Below are 23,529 nucleotides of genomic sequence, written 5' to 3' on the forward strand. Positions count from 1 at the left end.
TTCAATTATTCAGTCACAAAAGTCACAGCATAAATATAGCTGTTCATTCAATCAGAATAGTTCAGACTGGCTTCCGGGCTTTATTTTGCCCAGGTGAGAGTATGCCATAGGCGTTACTTCTCTGCCACGCGGGGTTCGCATCAGATAACCTTCCTGAATCAGGAAAGGTTCATAAACTTCTTCAATTGTACCGGAATCTTCGCCAACAGCAGTTGCAATAGTGGTAAGGCCAACCGGCCCTCCCCTGAATTTATCAATAATGGTAGTCAAAATCTTGTTGTCCATTTCATCCAACCCGTTTTTATCTACCTGTAGGGCAGCCAAACTGAATTGCGAAATAGCCAAATCTATATCGCCATTGCCTTTAATTTGTGCAAAATCACGTACTCTGCGCAAAAGCAGATTAGCAATACGAGGGGTTCCACGGCTGCGCCGGGCAATTTCAGAAGCCGCATTGCTGCTGATTTTCACGCGAAGGATTCCGGCCGAACGAACAATTATCCGTTCAAGGGTGGCAGCATCATAGTATGAAAGACGTGCATTTATACCAAAGCGCGACCGGAGCGGTGCTGTAAGCAGTCCTGACCGGGTAGTGGCTCCAACGAGCGTGAAAGGGCTGAGGGCAATCTGCACACTTCTTGCATTGGGGCCGGTTTCAATCATTATGTCAATGCGAAAATCTTCCATTGCCGAATAGAGGTACTCTTCCACTACCGGGCTAAGTCGATGTATTTCGTCAATAAATAGCACATCATTGGGTTCAAGATTGGTAAGCAAACCAGCCAAATCTCCGGGCTTATCAAGCACCGGCCCTGAAGTAATCCGGATATTAACACCCAATTCATTGGCTATGATGTGAGAAAGGGTTGTTTTTCCCAAACCGGGAGGGCCATGCAACAATACATGGTCAAGAGACTCGCCCCGAAGTTTAGCCGCCTGAACAAAAACCCTCAGATTTTCTACAACACCGGGCTGCCCCGAGAAGTCAGTAAAATCGGAAGGACGCAATACCTTTTCGATCTCTTTTTCAGCCGGGCTCAGGTATTCATTCGAAGCATCGAGGTTTTGATTCATAATTACTGAATTGAAAAGCAAAGATAAGAAAATAGGTTGATGCAGAGAACTCCCTCTGTACGCTCGGTCTCATTGTGATTTGGCTTCTGTTGTCTCACATTCAGGCCTTGAGCATTTCAGACTACACTCATTTCAAAAATGTTAAACTACTTAAGCCTCTGATGCTCTGATTAAAGAAAAAATTAATACATTAGCCCTCTGTATCACCAACACCAAACCGCCATGAAAGACATCGTTGTAGCCATTGATTTTTCAAAGGGCTCCCTCCATGCCCTTGATTATGCCATTGAGTTTGCCAATCATATAAAAAGCAGTGTTGTGATGGTTTGGGTTGACAGCCACACCAACCAGGACTTTGCTTTTTCGTCTGAGGTAAATGAGTTTCGCGAAGAGGCCAATAAAAACCTTGATGAGATTTTAAAGGCAAACAAGGGCAGACTTAAATATGGCAAGTTGAGTTATAAACTCAGGAAAGGCAAAGTTTATCAGGAGATGGCCAATCAGGCCAAGTTCAGCGATGCTTCACTTATCATTGCCGGAACACATGGAGTTACCGGCTATGAAGAATTTTGGATTGGCAGTAATGCCTACCGGATTGTGTCCTATGCCCCCTGTCCTGTAATTACAGTAAGACACGACTTCAATATTACCCCGCAGGGTATCAGCAGCATTGTACTTCCGGTAGACAGTACGCTTGATACATTACAAAAAGTGCCTTTTACCATTGAGATTGCTAAAATTTTTGGTGCTGACGTCCATTTGCTCGCGTTGAACACCACAAGCATAAAAACCATGCAACGCAAAGTTGAAAATTATGCCAGGCAAGCTCAGAAATTCATGGAAGAGGCAGGTGTAAACTACAGTACCGAAACCATTCTGTCTGATAACATTACCAATGCAGCCATCGAATATGCACAAAAAGTGGAAGCAGACATGATCGCCATTATGACCGAACAGGAAACAACGGCTTCTAATATTCTGCTTGGCCCGTTTGCGCAGCAAATGGTAAACTTTTCACCAATTCCGGTGTTAAGTATTCAGCCACGTGAAATATATGCTATTTCAACCCGTTAATCCTACGTAATCCCAATTGTATAATTTTGCAGGTAAATGCCTGAAAAAGGTTTTCCATCAGGCAAGCATTGTAAAACCATAAACTGATTTCAACTAACGAATGAGAAAATTAGGTGCTTTATTCTTCCTCATATTTGCCGGCATATATTCCTTCGCACAATCCGGGGAAGTAGAGGTTATTTCAGATCCACGCATAAACCAGCTTGTTGAAAAGCATATTTATCTGAACCAGCATCAAAGCACCCTGGAAGGCTGGAGGGTTCAGATCTTTTTTGATTCAGGAGCCAACTCAAAACGCAGGGCCAGCGATGTACTTAACCGGTTTTCATCTGTTTACCCTGATACACAGGCATATCTTTCATTTAAAGAGCCCTATTACCGGGTAAGGGTAGGCGATTTCCGTTCGAGGCTCGAAGCCGAAGGGTTTAAAAAAACAATACAAGCAGAATATCCCAACGCATTTGCAACCTCTGACATGATTAACCCTCCAGTTCTGAAAAATGAATAATTCGGCTTTTCGAATTATTTGCCTGAATCATTGAATAAGTTAATAAGCATACAATATAATTTTAACCGTTTGCCAGTTTCGATTTGATTGATTATAAATAAGTGACGCTTGAGCCAAATGCAGGAAAGGTAAATTATTCTCCTGATTTAGTTTTGCAAGAGTAAAGTAATTTGGTTAAATTAGCAGTAACATTGCCTGACAGCCACTTAATACGCCTAGCCATGAGAACCATCATTTCAGCCGTCGATTTTTCTGACTGCTCAATCAATGCCCTGGAGCATGCAGTCAATATTGCCAGGCATTCAAAAGCCAACCTTCTTATGTTATGGGTTAATAATCCATATACGACCAAAACCATCCTGTCTTCTGATTTATCAGATGATTTGGTGGAAGAAGTTGAGCATCAGTTCACCAGATTGATCAACAAGTATAGTCCGCAACTGCCCGACTCAAAAATTGATTACATCATCAGAGAAGGTAAAGTATACAAAGAAGTGGTAAACCAGGCCAGGGAATCAGATGCCTGGCTGATTGTAGCAGGAACACATGGTTCTTCCGGCTTTGAAGAACTCTGGATGGGCAGCAATGCCAATCGCATTGTTACTGCAGCCCCATGCCCCATTATTACCATTCGTGCAGGCGTAGAAATCAGCCGTGACCTGAAACTTATCGTTATGCCCATCGACAGTACAATGGAAACCCGGCAGAAAGTACCATTTACGGCCGAACTTGCCCAGGCATTTAATGCTGACATTCATGTACTTGCCGTATATACCACTACGGTTGATGATGTGAGGGGAAGAGTGCTTAGCTATGCCAAACAAGCCTGTAAATATCTGAAAGAAAGCGGTGTTAACAACCAGCTGATTGAAGTTGATGCTGAAAATTTAAGCACAACTACCATGGAATATGCAAAACAGGTAAATGCCAATCTTATTTCCATAATGACCGAACAGGAAAAAACCGCCATTAATCTTTGGCTGGGACCATACGCCCAGCAAATGGTGCATCATTCTCCTATTCCCGTATTAAGCATCCATCCAAAAGAGATTCTTATCTCAATGGGTTATTAAAAAAGGCTGCTTTCGAAAAAAAACAATTGAAAATATTTCGTTTAAAAAGACCATAACACAAAAAAAGCCCCGTTCAGTATCAGAGCGGGGCTTTTTTATTATCAGGTTAGTTTCTGTCAAGACTATTCAGGTCTTCAAAAGCAATTTTCAACCTTGCAATCATGGTTTTCTGAGCTTCATTTAACCATTTACGCGGGTCGTAATACTTTTTATTGGGTTTGTCGTCGCCTTCCGGATTGCCAATCTGGGCCTGAAGATAACCTTCATTCTTTTTATAGTAATTCATAATGCCTTCCCATGTAGCCCATTGGGTATCGGTATCAATATTCATTTTAACTACCCCATAAGAAATGGCCTCACGAATTTCTTCGCGGCTTGAACCGGACCCCCCGTGAAAAACAAAATTCACCGGCTTTTCTGTAGTATTGTATTTCTTTTGAATATAATCCTGTGAATTTTTAAGGATAACGGGCTGAAGTTTCACATTTCCGGGCTTATACACACCATGTACATTGCCAAAAGAAGCCGCAATGGTGAAACGATCGCTGATCTTACTCAGGGTTTCAAAGGCATAAGCCACATCTTCAGGCTGAGTATACAGCTTTGAGCTATCCACGCTGGTATTGTCAACCCCGTCTTCTTCGCCGCCGGTAACACCCAGCTCAATTTCAAGCGTCATGCCCATTTTGCTCATCCGCGCCAGATATTTGCTGCAGATTTCGATATTTTCTTCCAGGCTTTCTTCCGAAAGATCAAGCATGTGCGAGCTGAAAAGGGGTTTTCCAGTTTCCTTAAAGTGCTTTTCACCAGCATCGAGGAGCCCATCTATCCAAGGTAGCAGTTTTTTGGCAGCATGGTCAGTATGAAGAATAACCGGCACTCCATAAGCTTCGGCAAGCAGATGTACATGTTTCGCTCCGGAAACAGCACCTGCTATTGCAGCACGTTCGCCTTCATTACTCAGAAACTTACCGGCATAAAAATGGGCACCACCATTAGAAAACTGAATAATAACAGGCGAATTCACTTCTTTTGCAGCCTGCATTACTGCATTTACCGAGTCGGTACCAACAACATTTACTGCCGGCATTGCAAAACCATTGGCCTTAGCAATACGGAAGATCTCCTGTACATCATTTCCTGTAGCCACACCTGGCTTTACCTTATCGAAAATTCTTTCTGACATGTTAATGTTTGATTTAATTGAACTGAATGATTTATCTTCGCAAAGGTAATCATAATTGAACAATTTTATTTTCTTTGTGCGGATAAAACCAGCTTATTTTATTGCCTAACGCTCTATTTTTCCGCTATATACTTCATAATATGTCATTTCAGATTAAAATACGCGAACTTATTTCCGACAACTATTCGGGTTCGGCTGCCATACTCGAAAAAATCATTAAAAGCATTCAAACTTACATTAACAGTCGAGATATTGATCCTGAGTATCTGCGTTCAAACCTCAATGCTGTAGTTACTCATTTCCCTGATTTGGCAGTGCTTCATCACTTTATGCAGCAGTTTTTCGATCTGCTCGATCAGGCTGAACACAACGCATGGAGCAAAGAGAGGATGATTATCAGAATTGAGCAATTTATCAAGGAATATAATCATACCTGGAGCGAAAGCATTGGTCAGGCTGCCGAAAAAATGGAACGACTGGTTAAATTTCAGAATAAAAAAATCCTGCTGCACAGCAACAGCTCAAGTATTCATGTATTGTTTGAACATCTGGCAACTCACAACATATTCCCATCTGTATATCAAACCATGTCAGGCCCGGTATTTGAAGGAAAGCTACAGGCAAGAGCTCTCAGCGATTTAGGGTGCAAAGTCCATTTTATCAACGAAGCAGCTATCGGAAGATTTATTCATGAAGTAGATTTTGCTGTTATGGGAGCCGACAATGTATTTACCGACGGCTTTACAAACAAGATAGGAACCTACCCTATTGCGCTGGTTTGCCGCGAAGCAAACAAACCCTTTTATGTCATCTGCGATTCACGAAAACGCTCGCCAGTTGATTTTAAAAGCCGGATTGCATCACTTTTTGAACCACAACAGCCCGGTGGCGACCTTTGGAAAAACCCGCCAAAAGCAATCACACCGGTTAATTATTACTTCGAATTTACACCCAAAAACCTGGTAACTGCCTGTTTCTTTGAAGATACATGGTGGAACTTATCAGAAGAAGGAAACCAATAAAAAACGATATTAACAACTTGATTTGCTACAGAAGCTCAAAAGATGTAAATTTGCAGCCTGAATAAGGCCCCGTAGTTCAGCTGAATAGAATGTCAGATTCCGGTTCTGAAGGTCACAGGTTTGAATCCTGTCGGGGTCACGCTCAAAAGCCACCAAAATCTGGTGGCTTTTTTTTATCTTTTTCTGTTAAATATACCGGCTTTAAACCTCTGTTACCACAAAGCTTTTCAGGAAAACCCAAGAGTTTTTTCCGGCAAGCAACAGGCAGATACTAACTTTATTTCCCTTGTTTGATAAAACCATCCGGTGAAACCCCAAGTGAAACCCCTCAAAAAAACAAGCCGAATCCGGCCATTATAATTTTGGATAAACGTCACGCAAAGCCAATAGAAATATGTTAAATTTCAGGAAAAATCATGAAGAGAATCATTTTCAGGCCTCATCAAACAACATTAGATTTATAAGTTTTCATGTAATCGCTTTTTTGAGGTTACTTTCTTTAAATAATGACATTATTATGCAAGGAAGCCCCCTGAAAATGAAACTTTTTAAATTTACTCCTTGAACGACTAAAGCCTGAATATGAAAACTCAGAATAAACTGCTAATCATTCTGCTTATTACAGCCTTAATACTTTTTGCAGGATTTTTAACCATCATGCAAATTCAAAAAAAGCAAAACTCAATTCTTGTAAATTCAGGAATTGAACAACAAAATTCGATTCTTAGAACAGCCATTACAGCAAAATCTGAAACCATCTACTCCACTCTCTATGACTACACTTATTGGGATGATTTAGTCAATTATCTGAATGATCGAAATGAAGCTTTTGCTCAGGATAACATTTATACCTTATTCAATTCCTTTAATGTAAATGAGGTATTAATGTATGACAAATCATTGCAAACAGCTTTTGAAGCAGAGCTATACGATACCATTGAATCGATTCCTGAACCAATATCTGCCGAGGTTTTCCCTACACTATACCACGAAAATTTTATTAAATACTATATAACCACCAAACGGGGCGTACTGGAAATGCAAGGCGCTACCATGCACCGTTCAAACGACGAAGCCCGCAAACAACCCCCTCAGGGTTATTTCTTTATGGGAAGATTATTGGATAGCACCTATCTGAGCAGCCTTGAAAATCTGACAGGAGGAAAAATCAGCATTTTGTTGACCAGCGTTGATTCTGTAAGCCTGAACGGAAATAAAATCACCACAAGTTATCCGTTAAATGGATTTGACGGGCAGCCTGTTGCCTGGTTGCAACTTGAAAAAGAATATAGCATTGTAACTGTCTTTCGTCAATTAACCAGAATATCAACCTGGTTTCTGGCTACACTTATAACTGCCATCCTCATTATTTTCTTTTTTGCATTCAACTCACTTGTAAACAAGCCCTTGAACATAGTATCACAGGCGCTTCACCTGAAAGGCAAAAACGAAAGACTAAAACTTATGAGCCTCAAAAGTGAATTTAAACAGATAGGGGCAATGATTGAAACCTATTTCGAGCAAACTGAAAAACTTGAAACAGAAATTGAAGTGCGTAAAAAAGCAGAAGCACAGAAAGAAAAGCTGATTGCCGAATTAGACAATGCCAACCGCGAACTAAAAGACTTTGCCTACATTGTTTCTCATGATTTAAAAGCCCCTCTGAGGGCAATAGGTTCCATTTCGCAATGGATATATGCCGATTATGCCGATAAAATTGACGATGATGGCAAGATGCAACTCGACTTGCTGTTGAATCGCGTAAACCGGATGCAGGCTTTAATCGAAGGGGTCTTGTCCTATTCAAGAGTTACCCGTGTAAAAGAGGAGAATGAATTAATGGATCTTAACAAGGTAGTTCATGAAGCCATTGAAATGATTGCCCCTCCTGAAAAATTCAAAATAACGGTTGACAAAAACCTGCCTGTTGTTTCGTTTGGACCAACCCGTATTTTACAGATTTTTGAGAATCTGCTCAGCAATGCCGTAAAATACAATGACAAAGAAGTCGGAGAAATCCATATCCGGTGCCAAGATTTAGGAAACGAGTGGGAATTATCAGTATCTGACAACGGACCGGGCATTGAGGAAAAGTATTACGATAAAATTTTCCAAATCTTCCAAACCCTGAAAGCACGCGATGAATATGAAAGTACAGGTATTGGTTTAACAATCGTAAAAAAAATAATTGAAAGTAATGGAGGCAGAATTACAGTTAAATCTGTGCCGGGTGAGGGAATTACTTTTAATTTTACCATCTTAAAATAAAAACAAATCCAGATTGACCCATGATAAAGAATAAACCAATTTTGTTGGTCGAAGACGACATGATTGATGCCATGACAGTAAAAAGGGCACTGAAGGAACTCAATATTCTAAATCCTGTTGTAACCGTTGAAAACGGTGAAGAAGCGCTTACCTACCTCAGAGATTCTGAAAACGAAAAGCCAGGCATCATTTTGCTTGATTTGAACATGCCCAGGATGAATGGCATCGAATTTTTGGGAATTGCAAAAAAGGATGATAACCTGAAACTGATTCCGGTTATTGTACTAACGACTTCACTTGATGAAATTGACCGGGTCGACACCTTTAATCTTGGCGTAGCCGGTTATATGGTTAAACCTGTTGATTACAAAAAATTCGTCGAGGTGATAAAGGCCATTAAACTTTATTGGTCGCTTAGTGAATTGCCGGGATAATTGAAATTTAAACTAAAATGACTGACAACAAACTCAAGGTACTTTATATTGAGGACGATTTGGTTGACCAAATGGCCTTTAAAAGATTTATGAAAGAACAGGATTTGCCGTATTTGCTCACCACGGCAGGTTCTGTCAAATCAGCGCGTGAAGTATTTCAGAATAATGAATTTGATGTTGTTATCTCTGACTTTTTACTGGGCGATGGCAACTCATTTGAATTTCTTCCCGAGTTTATTAAAACAGGCACGCCGGTTATTCTGGTAACAGGAACCGGCGATGAAGATATTGCCGTTAAAGCAATTAAATTAGGGGCCAGTGATTATGTCATTAAAGACATTGAGTATAACCACCTGAAAATGCTCCCTTTAATTGTTGAAAGCACACTGCGTAACAAAAAAACTGCTGAGCAAATCAAAAAACTCAGCATGGCTGTTGAGCAAAGCCCTAGTATGCTTATAATGACCGATGAAAATGGCATTATTAATTATATAAATCCACGCGTTACAGAAATTACCGGATATATACCCCAGGAACTTATTGGAAGCAGCTTACTGGAACACCTCCAAACATACAATACAGCAGAAATAATTCAGGAAATGAGAGACATCCTGAATAGTGGTGGCAAGTGGCATGGCACTACACGTCATCAGCGTAAATCCGGCGAACTTTTTTTTGAAGCAACCACCATTTCACCATTTTACAATGATGAAGGGCATCTCACTGGCTACATAAAAGTGGCGGAAGATATTACAGAAAAAAAGAAGGCTGAAGAAGCAATAAAAAAATACTCGGATGACCTTCGTGAAAGCAATGCCAGCAAAGATAAAATGTTCTCTATCATAGCACATGACCTGAGAACACCGTTTAATGGACTGATGGCATTCTCCGACATCCTTTCAACCGATTACGATTCGTTGAGCAAAGAAGAGGTTCAGGAGTATATTGAAGTAATCAGAGACCTGAGCCGCAACACTTTTAATCTGCTTGAAAAACTGCTGCAATGGTCAAGGTTACAAACCGGCCGAATGGAATATAAACCTACAAACTTTAATTTCAACGATCTGGTAAAGGCCGTAATTGAGCTGCTTATTGCCAATGCCATGGGAAAAGGCATTAAATTAACCAGCCATATTGAACCTGAACTTAATATTTTTGGCGACCTGAATATGGCACATGCTATTTTGCGCAATCTAACCTCAAATGCCATTAAATTCACCTCTCAAGACGGAACAGTTAATATAACTGCACATTCAATCTCTGAAAATGAGGCAGAAATTACCGTGTCTGACACTGGCATTGGCATGAATCAAAAGCAAATAGACAACCTGTTTAAGGTTGATTATCAACACAGTACCAAAGGAACAAAAGGAGAAGAAGGAACAGGATTAGGGCTCTTATTGTGTAAGGAATTTGTTGATAGAAATGGCGGAAATATAAGAGTTGAAAGCGAAGCCGGAGCAGGCTGCAAGTTTATTTTTACGCTACCTAAAGCCCAATAAAACTTCCCTGTTTCTTTTGATTTTCCTCGTGTCGTTCAATTTTCTGCAATTGTTGGAAATTCAGGAAAGCCATTCCTTCAAATTATGATGACTGGTTCAATGAAAAACAATTTCCAATCGTAGCTCCCTCTATATTTTTCTTTCATCACCTTCAAAAATTCACCATAACAATCATTACTTTGTTCGAATGCCTGATAAATTAATATATCCGGTTATTCTTATACTCCCATCTTTATACATACATATTCCTGTATTTCAAGCATTAAAGGTCGATATTAAATCAAATAAACGCCCTGCAAAGCCCGAATTCGAATGATGTTTTTCGGTAAATAATAAAAAAAATGTTGATTTCCGGAATTCATTTGTTAAATTTGATTTAACAAATGAGCGGTTTATCTGTTTAAAAAACATCCGAAGCCGGAAAAATTCTTTAGCTAAATCAGCAATAAAGTTATCATCAGTTTCTATGATAAAAAAAGTTCTTGTTGCCAATCGCGGTGAAATAGCAGTTCGCATCATGCGTTCCTGCCGCGAAATGGGCATTCCCACTGTAGCAGTATTTTCTGATGCCGATCGTTCGGCCATGCACGTACGTTATGCCGATGAAGCCTGGCATATAGGGCCAGCACCATCGGTAGAAAGCTACCTTAACATTGATCGGATTATTGAGGCAGCAAAAAAATCAAAAGCTGATGCCATACATCCCGGTTATGGGTTTTTATCTGAAAACGCTGCATTTTCTGCACGTTGCAAAGCGGAGGGGATTGAATTTATAGGCCCCAATCCGGATGCAATCCTGAAGATGGGAGATAAAATTACAGCCCGCAAGACGATGATTGCAGCAGGTGTTCCTGTAGTACCCGGCACCGTCGATAAAATCACCGACTTTGAAGCTGCCAAAAAAACCATTCATGAAATAGGCCTTCCTGTGATGATAAAGGCCTCAGCAGGGGGCGGCGGAAAGGGGATGCGACTCGTTAAGCAGGAAGAAGAAATAGAAAGTTCGCTGCGAGGAGCCCGCTCTGAAGCAAAGTCAGCTTTTGGCGATGATGCAGTTTACATCGAAAAATACATTGAATCGCCCCATCATATTGAGTTTCAAATACTGGCAGATAAACACGGCAACGCCATACATCTTTTTGAACGCGAATGCTCAGTACAACGACGTCATCAAAAGGTGATTGAAGAAACCCCTTCGCCCTTGTTAACCCCGGCCATCAGAGCCGAGATGGGAGCTCATGCAGTAGCTGCTGCCAAAGCAGCGCATTACCATGGCGCCGGAACAATTGAGTTTATTGTAGACGATAACCTCAACTACTACTTTCTTGAAATGAATACCCGCCTTCAGGTAGAGCACCCTATTACTGAACGTGTAGTTGGCGTTGACCTGGTAAAGGAAATGATAAACATTGCCAATGGCTTAGAACTACCATTTAAACAGGAAGATCTAAAACAAAACGGCCATGCTGTTGAATGCCGGATTTATGCAGAAGATCCTGAAAAGAATTTTATGCCAAGCCCCGGAACTATTCGTCATATATCTGAACCTTTGGGCCTTGGTGTCAGACATGATGGCTATGTATATGAAGGCTATACCATTCCGATTTATTACGATCCCATGATTTCAAAACTGATTGTGTGGGCTGGCACGCGTGAAGAAGCCATTAATCGTATGAGCAGAGCATTACAGGAGTATAAAATTACAGGTGTCAAAACTTCCATCCCATTTCTGGCCCGCATTATGGAAGCACCGGTTTTTCGCTCAGGAAAATACAATACTCACTTTATTGAAGAAAACAAAGAATTCCTTTTTGGCCAGCATGATTGCGATGGAGTATGCGAAGATATCGCCCTGATAGCCACATATCTGGAGCATACCAGCAAACTAGAGAAAATTAAAACGGGTGCAAACGCTGTAACTACCACCAGCCGCTGGAAAGACCCGCAACGTCAGGCCTACATATAAACTATTCTTATGGCACTAGAAATCAATATTGACGGGCGAAATGCCATTGTCACCGAATTAAGCAGAAACGGCAATCTGGTAACGATTCAGGTTGATGATGAAGTGTATGAAATTGATGCACTTAAGGTTGGAGAAGGAATTTATTCAATGATTTACAAGGGGCGCTCTTACAACATTGAAATGATTGAAAGCGGTTCCCCCAGACACTACACCGTAAACTCATTTCATAGTTCTTATGATGTTGAAGTGATTGACGCACAAACACGATACCTCAGAAGCCGTTCAAAAGGCGACACTGGAGATTCAGGAAACACCATAGTATCCCCAATGCCAGGAAAAGTGGTGAAAATACCTGTAAAACCGGGCGAAACCGTAGTTGCCGGACAAACTCTGATTATTGTTTCAGCCATGAAAATGGAAAGTGAGTTTAAAGCCAAAAGCGCAGGTGTAGTTAAAACAATAAACACAGCAGAAGGTGAAACCATTGAAGCGAATAAAGTGTTGGTTGTGGTTGAACCAGCAATAGACTGAGTGTCTGAAACAGGCAATCTGCAAATGAACAGATAAGAAAACATTGATGCTCAATGGCTTTATAAAACCTGCCAACCCCAAACAGCCAATCAATTACCTGAACTCTTTGATTTATTAATTCAGCATTTATACTTGAGTTTATGTCAAATCTGGATGAAATTTACCGCAAACTGGAAGAACGTAACCACCAGGCCGAGCTTGGAGGAGGTAAAGAACGCATTGAAAAATTACATAAGACCGGACGGAAAACGGCCCGCGAACGAATAGAAATGCTGCTTGACCCCGGCACATTTGTAGAGTTTGATCGCTTTGTAGTTCACCGGGCCCGGGACTTTGACATGGAGAAAAACCTGATCTCAGGTGACGGCGTAGTCAGTGGCCATGGGAAAATTGATGGACGACTGGTATATGTCTTTGCTCAGGATTTTACCGTCTTCGGAGGAACTCTGAGCCGCGCCAATGCGGATAAGATTATTAAGATAATGGATTTAGCCCTTAAAATGGGGGCTCCAGTTATTGGGCTCAACGATTCAGGCGGTGCCCGGATACAGGAAGGGGTGGAAAGCCTGGGCGGATATGCCGACATCTTTTACCGGAATGTAATGAGCAGCGGTGTAATTCCTCAAATTTCAGCCATACTTGGCGCATGCGCCGGCGGGGCAGTTTACAGTCCGGCTATCACCGATTTTATTCTGATGACCAAAGACACCAGTTACATGTTTGTTACAGGACCTGACGTCATCAAAACGGTAACTCACGAAGAGGTTTCAAAAGAAGATCTTGGCGGTGCCATGACGCACAATGCGAAAAGCGGTGTAGCCCATCTGATTGCAGATGACGACGAACAGGCCATGATGATGATTCGCGAATTGATGAGTTTTTTGCCCTCCAATAACATGGAGGAGCCTCCGCGCATAAAGTCAACAGACGATCCAAACCGTGAAGACGAAAAACTTCAGGAAATTGTGCCGTTTGATCCCAACAAACCATATGACATGAAAGAAATTATTCATAGTGTGGTGGACGACGGTAATTTTATGGAAACCATGCCCCACTATGCCGGCAATATCCTTACAGGATTTGCCCGTTTTGACGGGAAACCAGTTGGTATAGTCGCCAATCAGCCCGCTTTTCTGGCAGGTGTACTCGATATCAACAGTTCCGTCAAAGCAGCCCGTTTTGTGCGCTTTTGCGACGCTTTTAATATTCCATTGGTTACTTTTGTTGACGTTCCCGGGTTTTTGCCAGGCACTGCTCAGGAGTTTGGCGGCATCATTAAACACGGCGCCAAACTGCTCTACGCCTATGCTGAAGCAACCGTTGCCAAGATAACGGTGATCACCCGCAAAGCTTATGGCGGAGCGTATGATGTGATGTCGAGCAAACACATTGGGGCAGATGTAAATTTCGCATGGCCCACTGCCGAAATTGCCGTAATGGGCGCAGACGGGGCTGTGAATATTATTTTCCGCGACAAACTTACCGATGAAGATAAAGCCAAAGCAGTGAAAGACTATCGCGATGTGTTTGCCAGCCCATACAAAGCTGCTGAATTGGGATATATCGACGAAATCATATACCCCAGACACACCCGCCGCAAACTAATTCAGGCGCTTGAAATGTGTGCCAATAAGCGAAAATCAAACCCGCCAAGAAAACATGGCAACATTCCTTTGTAAAACGCCACATTTGCAATGATATAAAAACTCCCCGTAACAAAATTTACCGGGGAGTTTTTTTTATACATAGCCTCCTTTTCCCAAAAGACACTACATCCCTTCCACATGATACAACAACTAAAAACACTGTTTCAATATTCCTGACAAGTCAACCCTATATTTTATGTTTGTATTCAATAAATTAATTGCTGTTTAACAAATATTGAACAATCTCTTATCCTATCTTTGGTTAGTAAAAACAACCAACAGGTTTTCAAAACTAAAATACAGGACTGGCATGGAACAACTAAGCATTGGCCTCGAAATGGAGGCGTATCTGAAAGACCAGATTTATGAAGCGTTGCAAGGCGATGTAATTCAATCAATCTTGCATGAAGCAAAGTACAATCCCACCAACAATTACCTGCGTAATATGCTCGAAGGAAACAGTTTTAAAGTTGACAGCAGTATTTCGCCCAAGCTTTACAGCATTTTCAATGCAGTAAAAGATCAACTTGGGTTTGAAGAAGCTGTTGATTTTTATGTAACCAGCGACGCACAATTGAATGCTTTTGCAGTATCGCGCAATGAAGAAAACGAGCCTCACATCATCAACATCAATTCTTCACTATTAAACCTGATGAGCGACGATGAACTGAGATTTATCATCGGCCACGAAATGGGGCATCTTATCAGCAGAAATGCCGACCTGCTCAAACTGATTTATTTTATATTTCCGCCAAGTACCGAAATACCGGGTATGCTTCAGCATAAAATCAGACTTTGGAAACAATTGTCAGAACTTACTGCCGACCGGTATGGATTTATGGTTTGCCCTGATGTACCTGTTTGTGTTTCCGCCTTCTTCAAACTTGCGTCAGGCGTTGATTTGCAGAGGGTTGACCTAAACATTGAAGCTTTTATTGCCGATAATGAAAAACGACTTGAATACTTTAAAAAAGACAAGGGAATCAACATTGCCTCGCACCCGGTTAATCTTATCAGGGTAAAAGCAATACAGCTGTTTTCACGTTATGAAGTTTTCAACACAAACACTGTTACAGAATCCAGGCTAAATTCAGAACAGCTTGGCGCTGAAATGAACGAACTGACCACCATTCTTGAAAAAATAAAGGAATCTGAGCTCGATCTTTATCTCTACCATTTTATCGCTGCAGCCGGAGTTATTATGTCGGGCGCAGACGAAAACTATGACGAAAAGGAAGTAGAAGCCATTCTGCAGGAACTTTCTGAGTTTATTATTTTTCCAAAATATTTTATGGACCAGATAATTGAAAGTGGCAAAGTGATGGACATTTTTAACGATTCAATCAATAAAATACTGAGTATCAGCCCCGGCTCACGTGAAAGCATGCTGTATTATTTGGTTAAAATAGCCTTATCCGATAAAAAGATAATGGACAATGAGATAGGATTTATTTTTGATGTGGGCACCAAAGCTTTTGGTTACTCACGTACCGAGGTGGCCCAGATATTTGCCAACACCATCCAGCAACGCTTTATGCCAGGCATTCAGGCATTGAGTTAATAGCACCAATGGATATCACGTTGAGTATTGCATGATGACAAAAGCTCAAATTGATCTATACGAGAAAACGAGTGATTAAATGATAATTCAAAAAATAAACCGTGTCTTAAAGGTAAGACACGGTTTATTTTTTTTGCACATAACAATTGGTTTCCATTGCTTTAAAAAAAGAAAGCGGGATTACTATAAAGTAACCCCGCATTTCTAACACCAACCTACCAACATTAATTAAACATAATACTAATAATTGTTATTCTGAGTAGCCTGTGCATTGTTTCTCATTTCATCCTGTGGGATTGGATAAAACTCATGTTTCCCTGCTACAAATCCTAAAGGACCTAATACAGATGGAGCATCACCCCAACGGATAAGGTCGAGATAACGAACACCTTCAAAACACAACTCAAGTTTACGTTCATTTTTTATTGCAGTCATAATGTCACCCTGGAAAGGACCCAAGTGGGCTCTGTTTCTAACACGGGTGAGATATTGAGCAGCTTTTGTATCATTTCCGGCCATATGGTTAGCTTCAGCAGCCATTAAGAGTACATCAGCGAAACGAATCAAACGAAGGTTTGTACCGTAGTTTAATTCAGGAACAGCACCACTTTCGCCATTGGTTTCATCCATGCGGGTTCCATATTTAACGCGGATACATCCGTCCCAACCGTAAGAGTCTTCATTGGTCCAATCGCCACCCTGAGCTCTTAAATCGGCTAATGAAAGGATAGAAGCAGGTTTTCTAACTGTGTCACCAGCGGCAACAAAAGCATCATACAAACTTTGTTTCGGGTAATTGAAACCCCATCCCCCAATAAGTCCGGTTTCACCTGGCTGGAAATAATCGCCACGGGGGCCGGTAAGCTGCCAAGTAATATTATTTTCCATAGGCCTTGCACCACCCCACTGGAAAGTACCCCAATCGTATCCCATACTGGTAACGTATGAAACTTCAAAAAGGGATTCAATACCAAATTCTGAGTCTTTCAGGAATAAAGTTGAGTAATCCTGCTGAAGGTCATATTCTTCAGAACCTATAACTAATTCGAAAGCGGCAGCAGATTCTTCATACTTTTTATTATAAAGATATGCCTTTCCGAGAAGTGCCTGAGCGGCACCCTTTGAAGCTCTGAAAGCATCCTGCGGCGCATACTGACTTTTTAACGGAAGATCAGTAATGGCTTCGTTGAGGTCTTTGGCAATTTGAGCATAAATGGCATCAGCACCAGCAAATGGCTGACCATAATCGCTGGGAGCAAGCTCAGCAAGAATAAGTGGGCCATTACCAAACATAGAAACAATTTCGAAATAATAATAAGCACGCAGGAATTTAGCTTCTGCAATGATTTGTTTGCGCAAATCGGTTTCAGGCTTTACATTATTGATTACCAGATTAGCACGATAGATTCCAAAATAGTTTGATTGCCATACTGCAGTAATAGGAGCATTGCTGGGTCCAAATGTGTAATTACCCAATTCCTGATAAGGAGGCTGGTCTCCAGCATCACCCCCACCCACATTTGATTCATCGGATGGGAAGGTTTTTACCAGATAAGCGCTGTTCCAGTCGCGAGCATTCATCCACTGAAGGATATCGTACGTGGCCATGATGGCTTTGGTAGCATCCTCATCAGTTTTATAAAACAGCTCTACTGACATTTTACCAATAGGATCAACTTCCAAGAAGTCTTTCTGGCATGCTGGTAGCAACGAAATCATGGCCAGAAATAATAAAACTTTACCTTGAGTTTTCATTTTTAATATTTTTAGTGTTGACACTTTTAATGTTTATGAATCCCAGATTTCACTGTTAGAGTGTGCATGACAAACCAAACAGGATCTTACGTGGGGTGGGGTAGAAACCGCGGTCAATTCCCTGGCCGTTATCTTTACCAGTACCGGTTGCAGGATCCATTCCGGGATAATTGGTAAATGTGAAATAATCATCAAGTGAAACATAAAGTCTCAGGTTCTGAATTTTGTTTTTCAACATTTCTTTAGGAACAGTATAACCTAACTGAATTTGTCTGATTCTTACGTAAGAACCTTTAAACACCATCAGGTCGCTATTGTAGATATATGGATTTGACTGATCAGCTCTTGGCCTTTCGTTGGTACTTCCTTCACCTGTCCATCTTTCATCAAAGAAGAACTGAGGGCGATTTGAAGTAGATCTGTCATAACGATTCCATCCCAACAACACATCCTGGCCGTGAACACCCTGGAGGAACATTCTCAAGTCAAAACCTGAATAAGAGAAGCTCAGATTTGCACCCCACATGAATTTTGGATGAGGGCTTCCGATATTGGTCTGGTCTTCAGAATTGATAAGATTATCACCATTGGTATTTACAACGATAGGATCTCCCGGAACTGGATTGTAACCAGCCAAACCACCATTATCAGCTTTATAAGCATCAATTTCAGCTTGATTCTGGAAAATACCGGCAGTCTGATAGCCGCGGAAATACCATACAGGCTGATTCAGTTCAAGGTAAGTGGTTGTCCATCCGGTTCCAACACTGGTACCACCTACTCTGTCGAGCAGCGGGTTCAGGAAAGTAACTTCATTTTTAAGCCAAGTAAAGTTAGAGCTGATGTCATACTTTAATTTGTTGTCATAATCTCTGTAACCAAGTTCAAGTTCAACTCCTTTATTGCTAACATCACCAGCATTAACAAACGGAGCCTTATTACCTACTGAAGGAGGAGGAGTTCCGGGAACGAGAAGATCTCTGGTAACCTTGTTGAAATAATCGAAGCCCAAGGTTAATTTATTACCCAACATATTCATGTCGAAACCAAGGTCAGTTTGTTCACTGGTAGCCCAGGTAAGTTCAGGGTTTGCAAGCAATTCGGGTTCAGCACCGGTATAAAATCCACCACCTGGTTTTGGATACTGAATACCTGAAGCGGTAATCAAAGAGCGGAACTGGTCAGGACCTAATCCGGAAAGGTTACCGTTAGTACCCCATGAAGCTCTTACTTTGAAAAAGTCAACAAAACTTACATTCCAGAAATTCTCATGCGAAACAATCCATCCGGCAGAAACTGAAGGGAAGTTGCCCCATCTCTGATCAGGATGTAATAAAGAAGTACCATCACGACGAATAATGGCACTTAACAGATATTTACCATCATATTCATATGAAGCGCGTGCAAAATACGAAGAGGTACGGGTATCTAATAAATTTCCACTTACTTTACCATCAATTTCCACATCTCCATGCTGAGCAAAGTTATCGTCTTCAGCGAACATAGGTCCTGACTGAGTATTGATAAATTTATGGGTGTATTGTTTGGCTGAAATACCAGCTACAGCGCTAACATTGTGTTTATCACCAAAAGTTTTGTCATAAGAAACATAATTTTCCCACATCCAGGTAAACCAGGTGTTGGTATTGTCTCTTACGTTTGCCTGAGTGTTCATTCTTTCTGAAGAGAACCAATAGGTTGGGAACCAAGTGTGATAGAGCTGATTGTTAATATCAGCACTGGCACGGCTGGTAATTTTAAAACCTTTCCAGCTGTCATCACCTAATGTTACATAAGCATTACCCATAAATTTATCTTCCTTGGTATCGCCTCTGGCAATTTCAATCATAGCCAGCGGATTGGCGATTTCACCTTTTACATAGGGAGATAGGCCGTAGTACAAACCATCAGAATTCTGAACCAGTGTATTGCCAGCAGTTAAAGCATCCTGAGCGAAATCAGGTAAAGCACCACTATAGGTAACAGGAGTCAAGGGATCCATCATTAAAGCAGATGAAACAATTCCTCCAAATTCAGAATCTTCAGAAATAGCATTTTTCTTGGTATGACTATATGTCATATTGGTTCCGACTTTTACCCAGGGTTTAAGTTGCTGAGTAATATTAGCACGCATAGAAATACGTTCGTAGTGTGATTTATCATCACCAATAACACCATTCTGACCGGTATAAGAACCGGAAACGTAGTAATTACCTTTATCAGTTGCACCACTAAAAGCAAGGTGATGTCTCTGAATCATAGCTGAACTTAAGATTTGATCCATCCAGTCGGTGTTAATACTTGAGCCGGCAGGGATTTCAACGCCTACGTTGGCTTCATTCATCCAGGTTGCATAACTAGCAGCATCCATAGGTTTTGTATAGTCACCTACACTTTGTGAACCAACCTGCAACGAATACTCTATTTTACCAGGGCCTTTGGCTCCGCTTTTGGTTGTAATAAGAACTACACCATTTGCAGCTTCAGCACCATAAATAGCAGCAGAGGCAGCATCCTTTAATACGGTAACTGACTCAACATCATTCGGTTCAAGGTTATCAATATTACCTGTAGCCATACCGTCAACCACATACAGTGGCTGTACATTTCCGTTGGTAGCAACACCGCGTATTACAACCTTCTGGCCTGCTCCGGGAGATCCGGAAGTGCTGGTAACATTTACACCGGCAATACGTCCCTGAATTGCTTCATTTACGTTTGTTGTAGGCAATTGGGCAAGCTGTTTGTTATCCAGCTTGGCAATGGCACCAGTAATGTTTGACCTTTTTTGACTACCGTAACCAACCACAAGAACCTCACTAAGTCCAACAACACTCTCTTTTAAAACAATAATTTCTTTTACTCCAGGTTTTACTTCTTTTTCAATAGTTTCAAAACCAACCATTGAAAAAGTAAGAACAACCTTTGTTTTAGCTGAGCTTAATGTAAAAGTTCCGTCTAATCCAGAAATAGTACCATTAGAGGTACCCTTCTCAATTACATTGACACCAGGAATGGGTTCTCCGTTTTCACTTTGAACCTTTCCGTTATAGCTGGACACCTGCTGAGCACTTAAAGTAAGTGCAATACTTATAAAAAACATTCCTGTCAGGAAGAATGCTTTTTTTGCCCGGGTGTTCAGTCCAATTAAATTGTAAATAACTGATTTCATAAATGACCCTCGTTTTTTAGTTAATGTAAAAAGTACACAAAGGCAAAAATACACAAAAAATGTTAAAAGCAAACTTCTGACCAATTATTTTATTATTTATACTCTTTCTAAATTACCAAATTGGTATATAATTGTTTGTCAGCCACATAAAATATTTCATTAGTTCAAAAAATTTCCTGATATTTGCATTTTCGATTAAAAAGTGAATAGTTTTGCATTGTGTATTAAATACGCATTTAATCATGGAAGAGTTTATAAATAATATTTCGGTTGACTGTGTCATATTCGGCTTTAACAATAAAACGCTGAATGTACTCCTTACCAAACGCGAATTAAAAGATCCGGACACCGGGGAAATTATATTCACGGATTATACTGTGCAAGGCCACCATGTACTTAAAGGTGAAAACATCAACGATGCAGCTGTCAGAGTTCTAAAAGACAAAACCGGGCTCGACAACATTTATCTTGAACAGTTCTACACATTTGGCGAAACAAATCGTGTACTTAAAGACAGAGACCAGCTCTGGATTAAGAAAAGATTCCCGATGGTTGAGGATCACGTAATTTCTATTGGATTCTGCGCCTTGGTTGACAGTTTAAAAGTTATTCCTGACAAACAGCACCCCGAAACCCTCTGGATGCCTGTTGACAACTTACCGGAACTTGGATTCGACCATGAAAAAATGATTCATATGGCACTGGAGTTCCTTCGGAACAAACTACGTTTAGAACCTATTGGATTTGAATTGCTGCCCGAAAAATTTACGCTGACCCAATTGCAAAACCTCTATGAAGCCATACTGGGAATCAACCTCGACAGAAGAAATTTCTGGAAAAAGATATCTCAGATGAAATACGTCATTGCACTTGACGAAAAACAAAAAGGAGTTGCCCACAAACCTGCTCAGGTCTTTATTTTCAGTAAAGACGTTTATGAGCGGACTAAAAAAGATAAACTTGATTTTTCTTATTGACAATCTGTCTGTGCAAGAGCCTTAAGCTTGTTGTTACCAGACACCCATAATTGTGAAACTAAACCGAAACATGGACTTTTCATCTCATCAAACATCCTGCTGTTAAACCTTACAATTTATTTCTCCAATTATGCCAGACGTAAACAAGATTACCCTTAAAGAGAAAATTGGTTATGCATTGGGCGATGGCGCGGCAAACATTGCCTGGCGTGCAGTTGCCACCTTTCTTTTCGTGTTTTACACAGATGTTTTTGGTATAAGCCCCGTTGCAGTCGGATTATTGATGCTCGTTGCCCGGTTTAGCGATGGCATTACCGATATCCTGATGGGTGTTATTGGCGACAGAACAAATACCAGATATGGAAAATTCCGCCCATGGATATTATGGACGGCTATTCCATTGGGCATTGTTTTATCCTTATTATTTACCACTCCGGATTTAAACTCTACCGGTAAAATTATCTACGCCTACGTAACCTATATTTTGTTTACATTGATTTACACTGCCAACAACATTCCGTATGGCGCCTTAATGGCAGTCATCACAGGTGATGACAAAGAAAGGACGATTCTGGGATCATATCGCATGGTAGGCGCTTTTGCAGGCGGCATGATTGTTCAGGGAGCCTTGTTGTTTCTGGTTGCTCATTTCGGCAATGTTAACCCTACTATAGAAGTTAACAACCTCGACACCAAAAAATTCCAGGTTACTGTATCTGTATTGAAAACAGTAGAAAACGCAAACATTAAAACCAAAGACGGCATTGCCTTATTTACCAGAATAAGCCCGGCAGATACAGGCAAAACCTATGAGCCTTTAAATTCAGTCAGCCTTTCACTGACACCCGGCACAAAATATGTATTTCTTGCTACAGGCGAAGAAAATCTGACTCCCCAAAAAATCTCGGTAATTGATCAAAAACGGGGATACAGCAATTCTATATATATCATGTCTGTTTTCCTGTCGTTCTTTATGTTCATTACTTTTTACACAACGCGTGAAAGAGTTCAGCCACCGAAAGAACAAAAAACAAACCTAAAACAGGACTTGAAAGATCTGGTAAGGAATAAACCCTGGCTGGTTCTTTTGATTATCGGTCTCTTGTTTAACATTTACAATGCCACCAAGCAAGGTATAGTTGTCATATATTTTACCCATTACCTCAACAATCAGTTATTGGCCGGCTCTTACCTGGTAGGGCTCATGCTTGCATCCATAGCCGGTGCCATAGCAACAGGGCCATTGGGCAAAAAACTCGGCAAAAGAACCCTTTTTATTTACGCCTTGATTTTTTCGGCCCTGGTAAATGTCCTTATTGTCTTTTGCGGGCCCCATGACATCTACCCCATTTTTGCAATAGGAATGATTTCAGAATTCGCTGCAGCTATATTTCCCACCTTGTTTTTTGCCATGCTTGGCGATGCTGCTGATTATTCTGAATACAAAAACGGACGAAGGGCCACAGGGCTTATCTATTCAGCCGGGTCTTTTGCCTCAAAATTCGGCGGAGGTCTCGCCGGCGCCATTATTGGCTTGCTGCTTGGGGTCTTTAACTATAACGGACAAGATTCATCGGCAATACAGGGAGCTATTCCTGGAATCATCATGCTGATGAGCTGGATTCCTGCACTCATTGCTTTGTTGGCCGCTGCGCTTATGACAATGTATCCGCTGACTCAGCAAAAAATGGATGAAATCACTACAGAACTAACCAATAGAAGAACTATTGAGGAGCACTCCAAATAACTACTAAATCTATTTTTAACATTAAGCATTTCA

General features: G+C 41.0%; 17 protein-coding genes and 1 tRNA gene. 14 read left to right on the top strand and 4 right to left on the bottom strand.

Features of this window, described 5'->3' with window-relative positions; genetic code table 11:
- Positions 1-51: 51 nt before the first annotated feature.
- Positions 52-1,074: a Holliday junction branch migration DNA helicase RuvB gene (gene ruvB / locus H6541_09165; GenBank protein MCB9015950.1), complete on the bottom strand. Its 1,023-nt coding sequence runs from the start codon at positions 1,072-1,074 to the stop codon at positions 52-54.
- Positions 1,075-1,296: 222 nt separating this feature from the next.
- Here ruvB and H6541_09170 point away from each other — a divergent pair, with 222 nt between their 5' ends.
- The 3 genes from H6541_09170 to H6541_09180 all read left to right on the top strand — a co-directional run bounded on the left by H6541_09170 (position 1,297) and on the right by H6541_09180 (position 3,729).
- A complete protein-coding gene (locus H6541_09170) occupies positions 1,297-2,148 on the top strand; it encodes a universal stress protein (GenBank protein MCB9015951.1) in 852 nt (283 codons plus the stop codon).
- 100 nt (positions 2,149-2,248) lie between these two features.
- Positions 2,249-2,656 carry an SPOR domain-containing protein gene (locus H6541_09175; protein MCB9015952.1) on the top strand — a complete coding sequence of 136 codons (408 nt, stop codon included), beginning with the start codon at positions 2,249-2,251 and terminating at the stop codon, positions 2,654-2,656.
- Positions 2,657-2,877: 221 nt separating this feature from the next.
- Positions 2,878-3,729, top strand: a complete 852-nt coding sequence (locus H6541_09180) for a universal stress protein (GenBank protein ID MCB9015953.1) — start codon at positions 2,878-2,880, stop codon at positions 3,727-3,729.
- A gap of 106 nt (positions 3,730-3,835) precedes the next feature.
- Here the strand turns inward: H6541_09180 and fbaA are convergent, their stop codons facing one another.
- Positions 3,836-4,915 (bottom strand): class II fructose-bisphosphate aldolase, encoded by a 1,080-nt coding sequence (gene fbaA, locus H6541_09185; protein MCB9015954.1) that lies wholly within the window; start codon positions 4,913-4,915, stop codon positions 3,836-3,838.
- Positions 4,916-5,055: 140 nt separating this feature from the next.
- Between fbaA and H6541_09190 the strand changes: the two genes are divergently transcribed.
- The 9 genes from H6541_09190 (at position 5,056) to H6541_09230 (ending at position 15,845) form a co-directional block, all read left to right on the top strand.
- Entirely contained in the window at positions 5,056-5,937 is an 882-nt protein-coding gene (locus tag H6541_09190) for a hypothetical protein (protein ID MCB9015955.1), read from the top strand.
- Positions 5,938-6,002: 65 nt separating this feature from the next.
- Positions 6,003-6,076, top strand: a tRNA-Arg gene (locus H6541_09195).
- A 443-nt stretch (positions 6,077-6,519) separates the two neighbouring features.
- Entirely contained in the window at positions 6,520-8,205 is a 1,686-nt protein-coding gene (locus H6541_09200; GenBank protein ID MCB9015956.1) for a hypothetical protein, read from the top strand.
- A 20-nt stretch (positions 8,206-8,225) separates the two neighbouring features.
- On the top strand, positions 8,226-8,639 hold the full coding sequence (locus H6541_09205) for a response regulator (GenBank protein ID MCB9015957.1): 414 nt from the start codon (positions 8,226-8,228) through the stop codon (positions 8,637-8,639).
- A gap of 17 nt (positions 8,640-8,656) precedes the next feature.
- Positions 8,657-10,141, top strand: a complete 1,485-nt coding sequence (locus tag H6541_09210) for a PAS domain S-box protein (GenBank protein MCB9015958.1) — start codon at positions 8,657-8,659, stop codon at positions 10,139-10,141.
- A gap of 466 nt (positions 10,142-10,607) precedes the next feature.
- Positions 10,608-12,107: an acetyl-CoA carboxylase biotin carboxylase subunit gene (accC, locus tag H6541_09215; GenBank protein MCB9015959.1), complete on the top strand. Its 1,500-nt coding sequence runs from the start codon at positions 10,608-10,610 to the stop codon at positions 12,105-12,107.
- A gap of 9 nt (positions 12,108-12,116) precedes the next feature.
- The gene (locus H6541_09220; GenBank protein ID MCB9015960.1) at positions 12,117-12,638 is read left to right on the top strand and encodes a biotin attachment protein; all 522 of its coding nucleotides are present in this window, start codon (positions 12,117-12,119) and stop codon (positions 12,636-12,638) included.
- A 140-nt stretch (positions 12,639-12,778) separates the two neighbouring features.
- On the top strand, positions 12,779-14,317 hold the full coding sequence (locus H6541_09225) for an acyl-CoA carboxylase subunit beta (GenBank protein ID MCB9015961.1): 1,539 nt from the start codon (positions 12,779-12,781) through the stop codon (positions 14,315-14,317).
- A 277-nt stretch (positions 14,318-14,594) separates the two neighbouring features.
- Positions 14,595-15,845, top strand: coding sequence for a M48 family metalloprotease (locus H6541_09230; protein ID MCB9015962.1), 1,251 nt, complete (start codon positions 14,595-14,597; stop codon positions 15,843-15,845).
- Positions 15,846-16,085: 240 nt separating this feature from the next.
- Here H6541_09230 and H6541_09235 read toward each other — a convergent pair whose 3' ends face one another.
- Positions 16,086-17,600, bottom strand: coding sequence for a RagB/SusD family nutrient uptake outer membrane protein (locus H6541_09235; GenBank protein ID MCB9015963.1), 1,515 nt, complete (start codon positions 17,598-17,600; stop codon positions 16,086-16,088).
- 55 nt (positions 17,601-17,655) lie between these two features.
- Entirely contained in the window at positions 17,656-20,772 is a 3,117-nt protein-coding gene (locus tag H6541_09240) for a TonB-dependent receptor (GenBank protein MCB9015964.1), read from the bottom strand.
- A 242-nt stretch (positions 20,773-21,014) separates the two neighbouring features.
- Here H6541_09240 and H6541_09245 point away from each other — a divergent pair, with 242 nt between their 5' ends.
- Together H6541_09245 and H6541_09250 are read left to right on the top strand one after the other, a co-directional pair.
- Positions 21,015-21,749 carry an NUDIX hydrolase gene (locus tag H6541_09245; protein ID MCB9015965.1) on the top strand — a complete coding sequence of 245 codons (735 nt, stop codon included), beginning with the start codon at positions 21,015-21,017 and terminating at the stop codon, positions 21,747-21,749.
- Positions 21,750-21,879: 130 nt separating this feature from the next.
- The gene (locus H6541_09250) at positions 21,880-23,496 is read left to right on the top strand and encodes an MFS transporter (GenBank protein ID MCB9015966.1); all 1,617 of its coding nucleotides are present in this window, start codon (positions 21,880-21,882) and stop codon (positions 23,494-23,496) included.
- The last annotated feature ends 33 nt before the right edge of the window (positions 23,497-23,529 follow it).

This window comes from Lentimicrobiaceae bacterium, assembly GCA_020636745.1.
GTDB lineage: Bacteria > Bacteroidota > Bacteroidia > Bacteroidales > Lentimicrobiaceae > Lentimicrobium.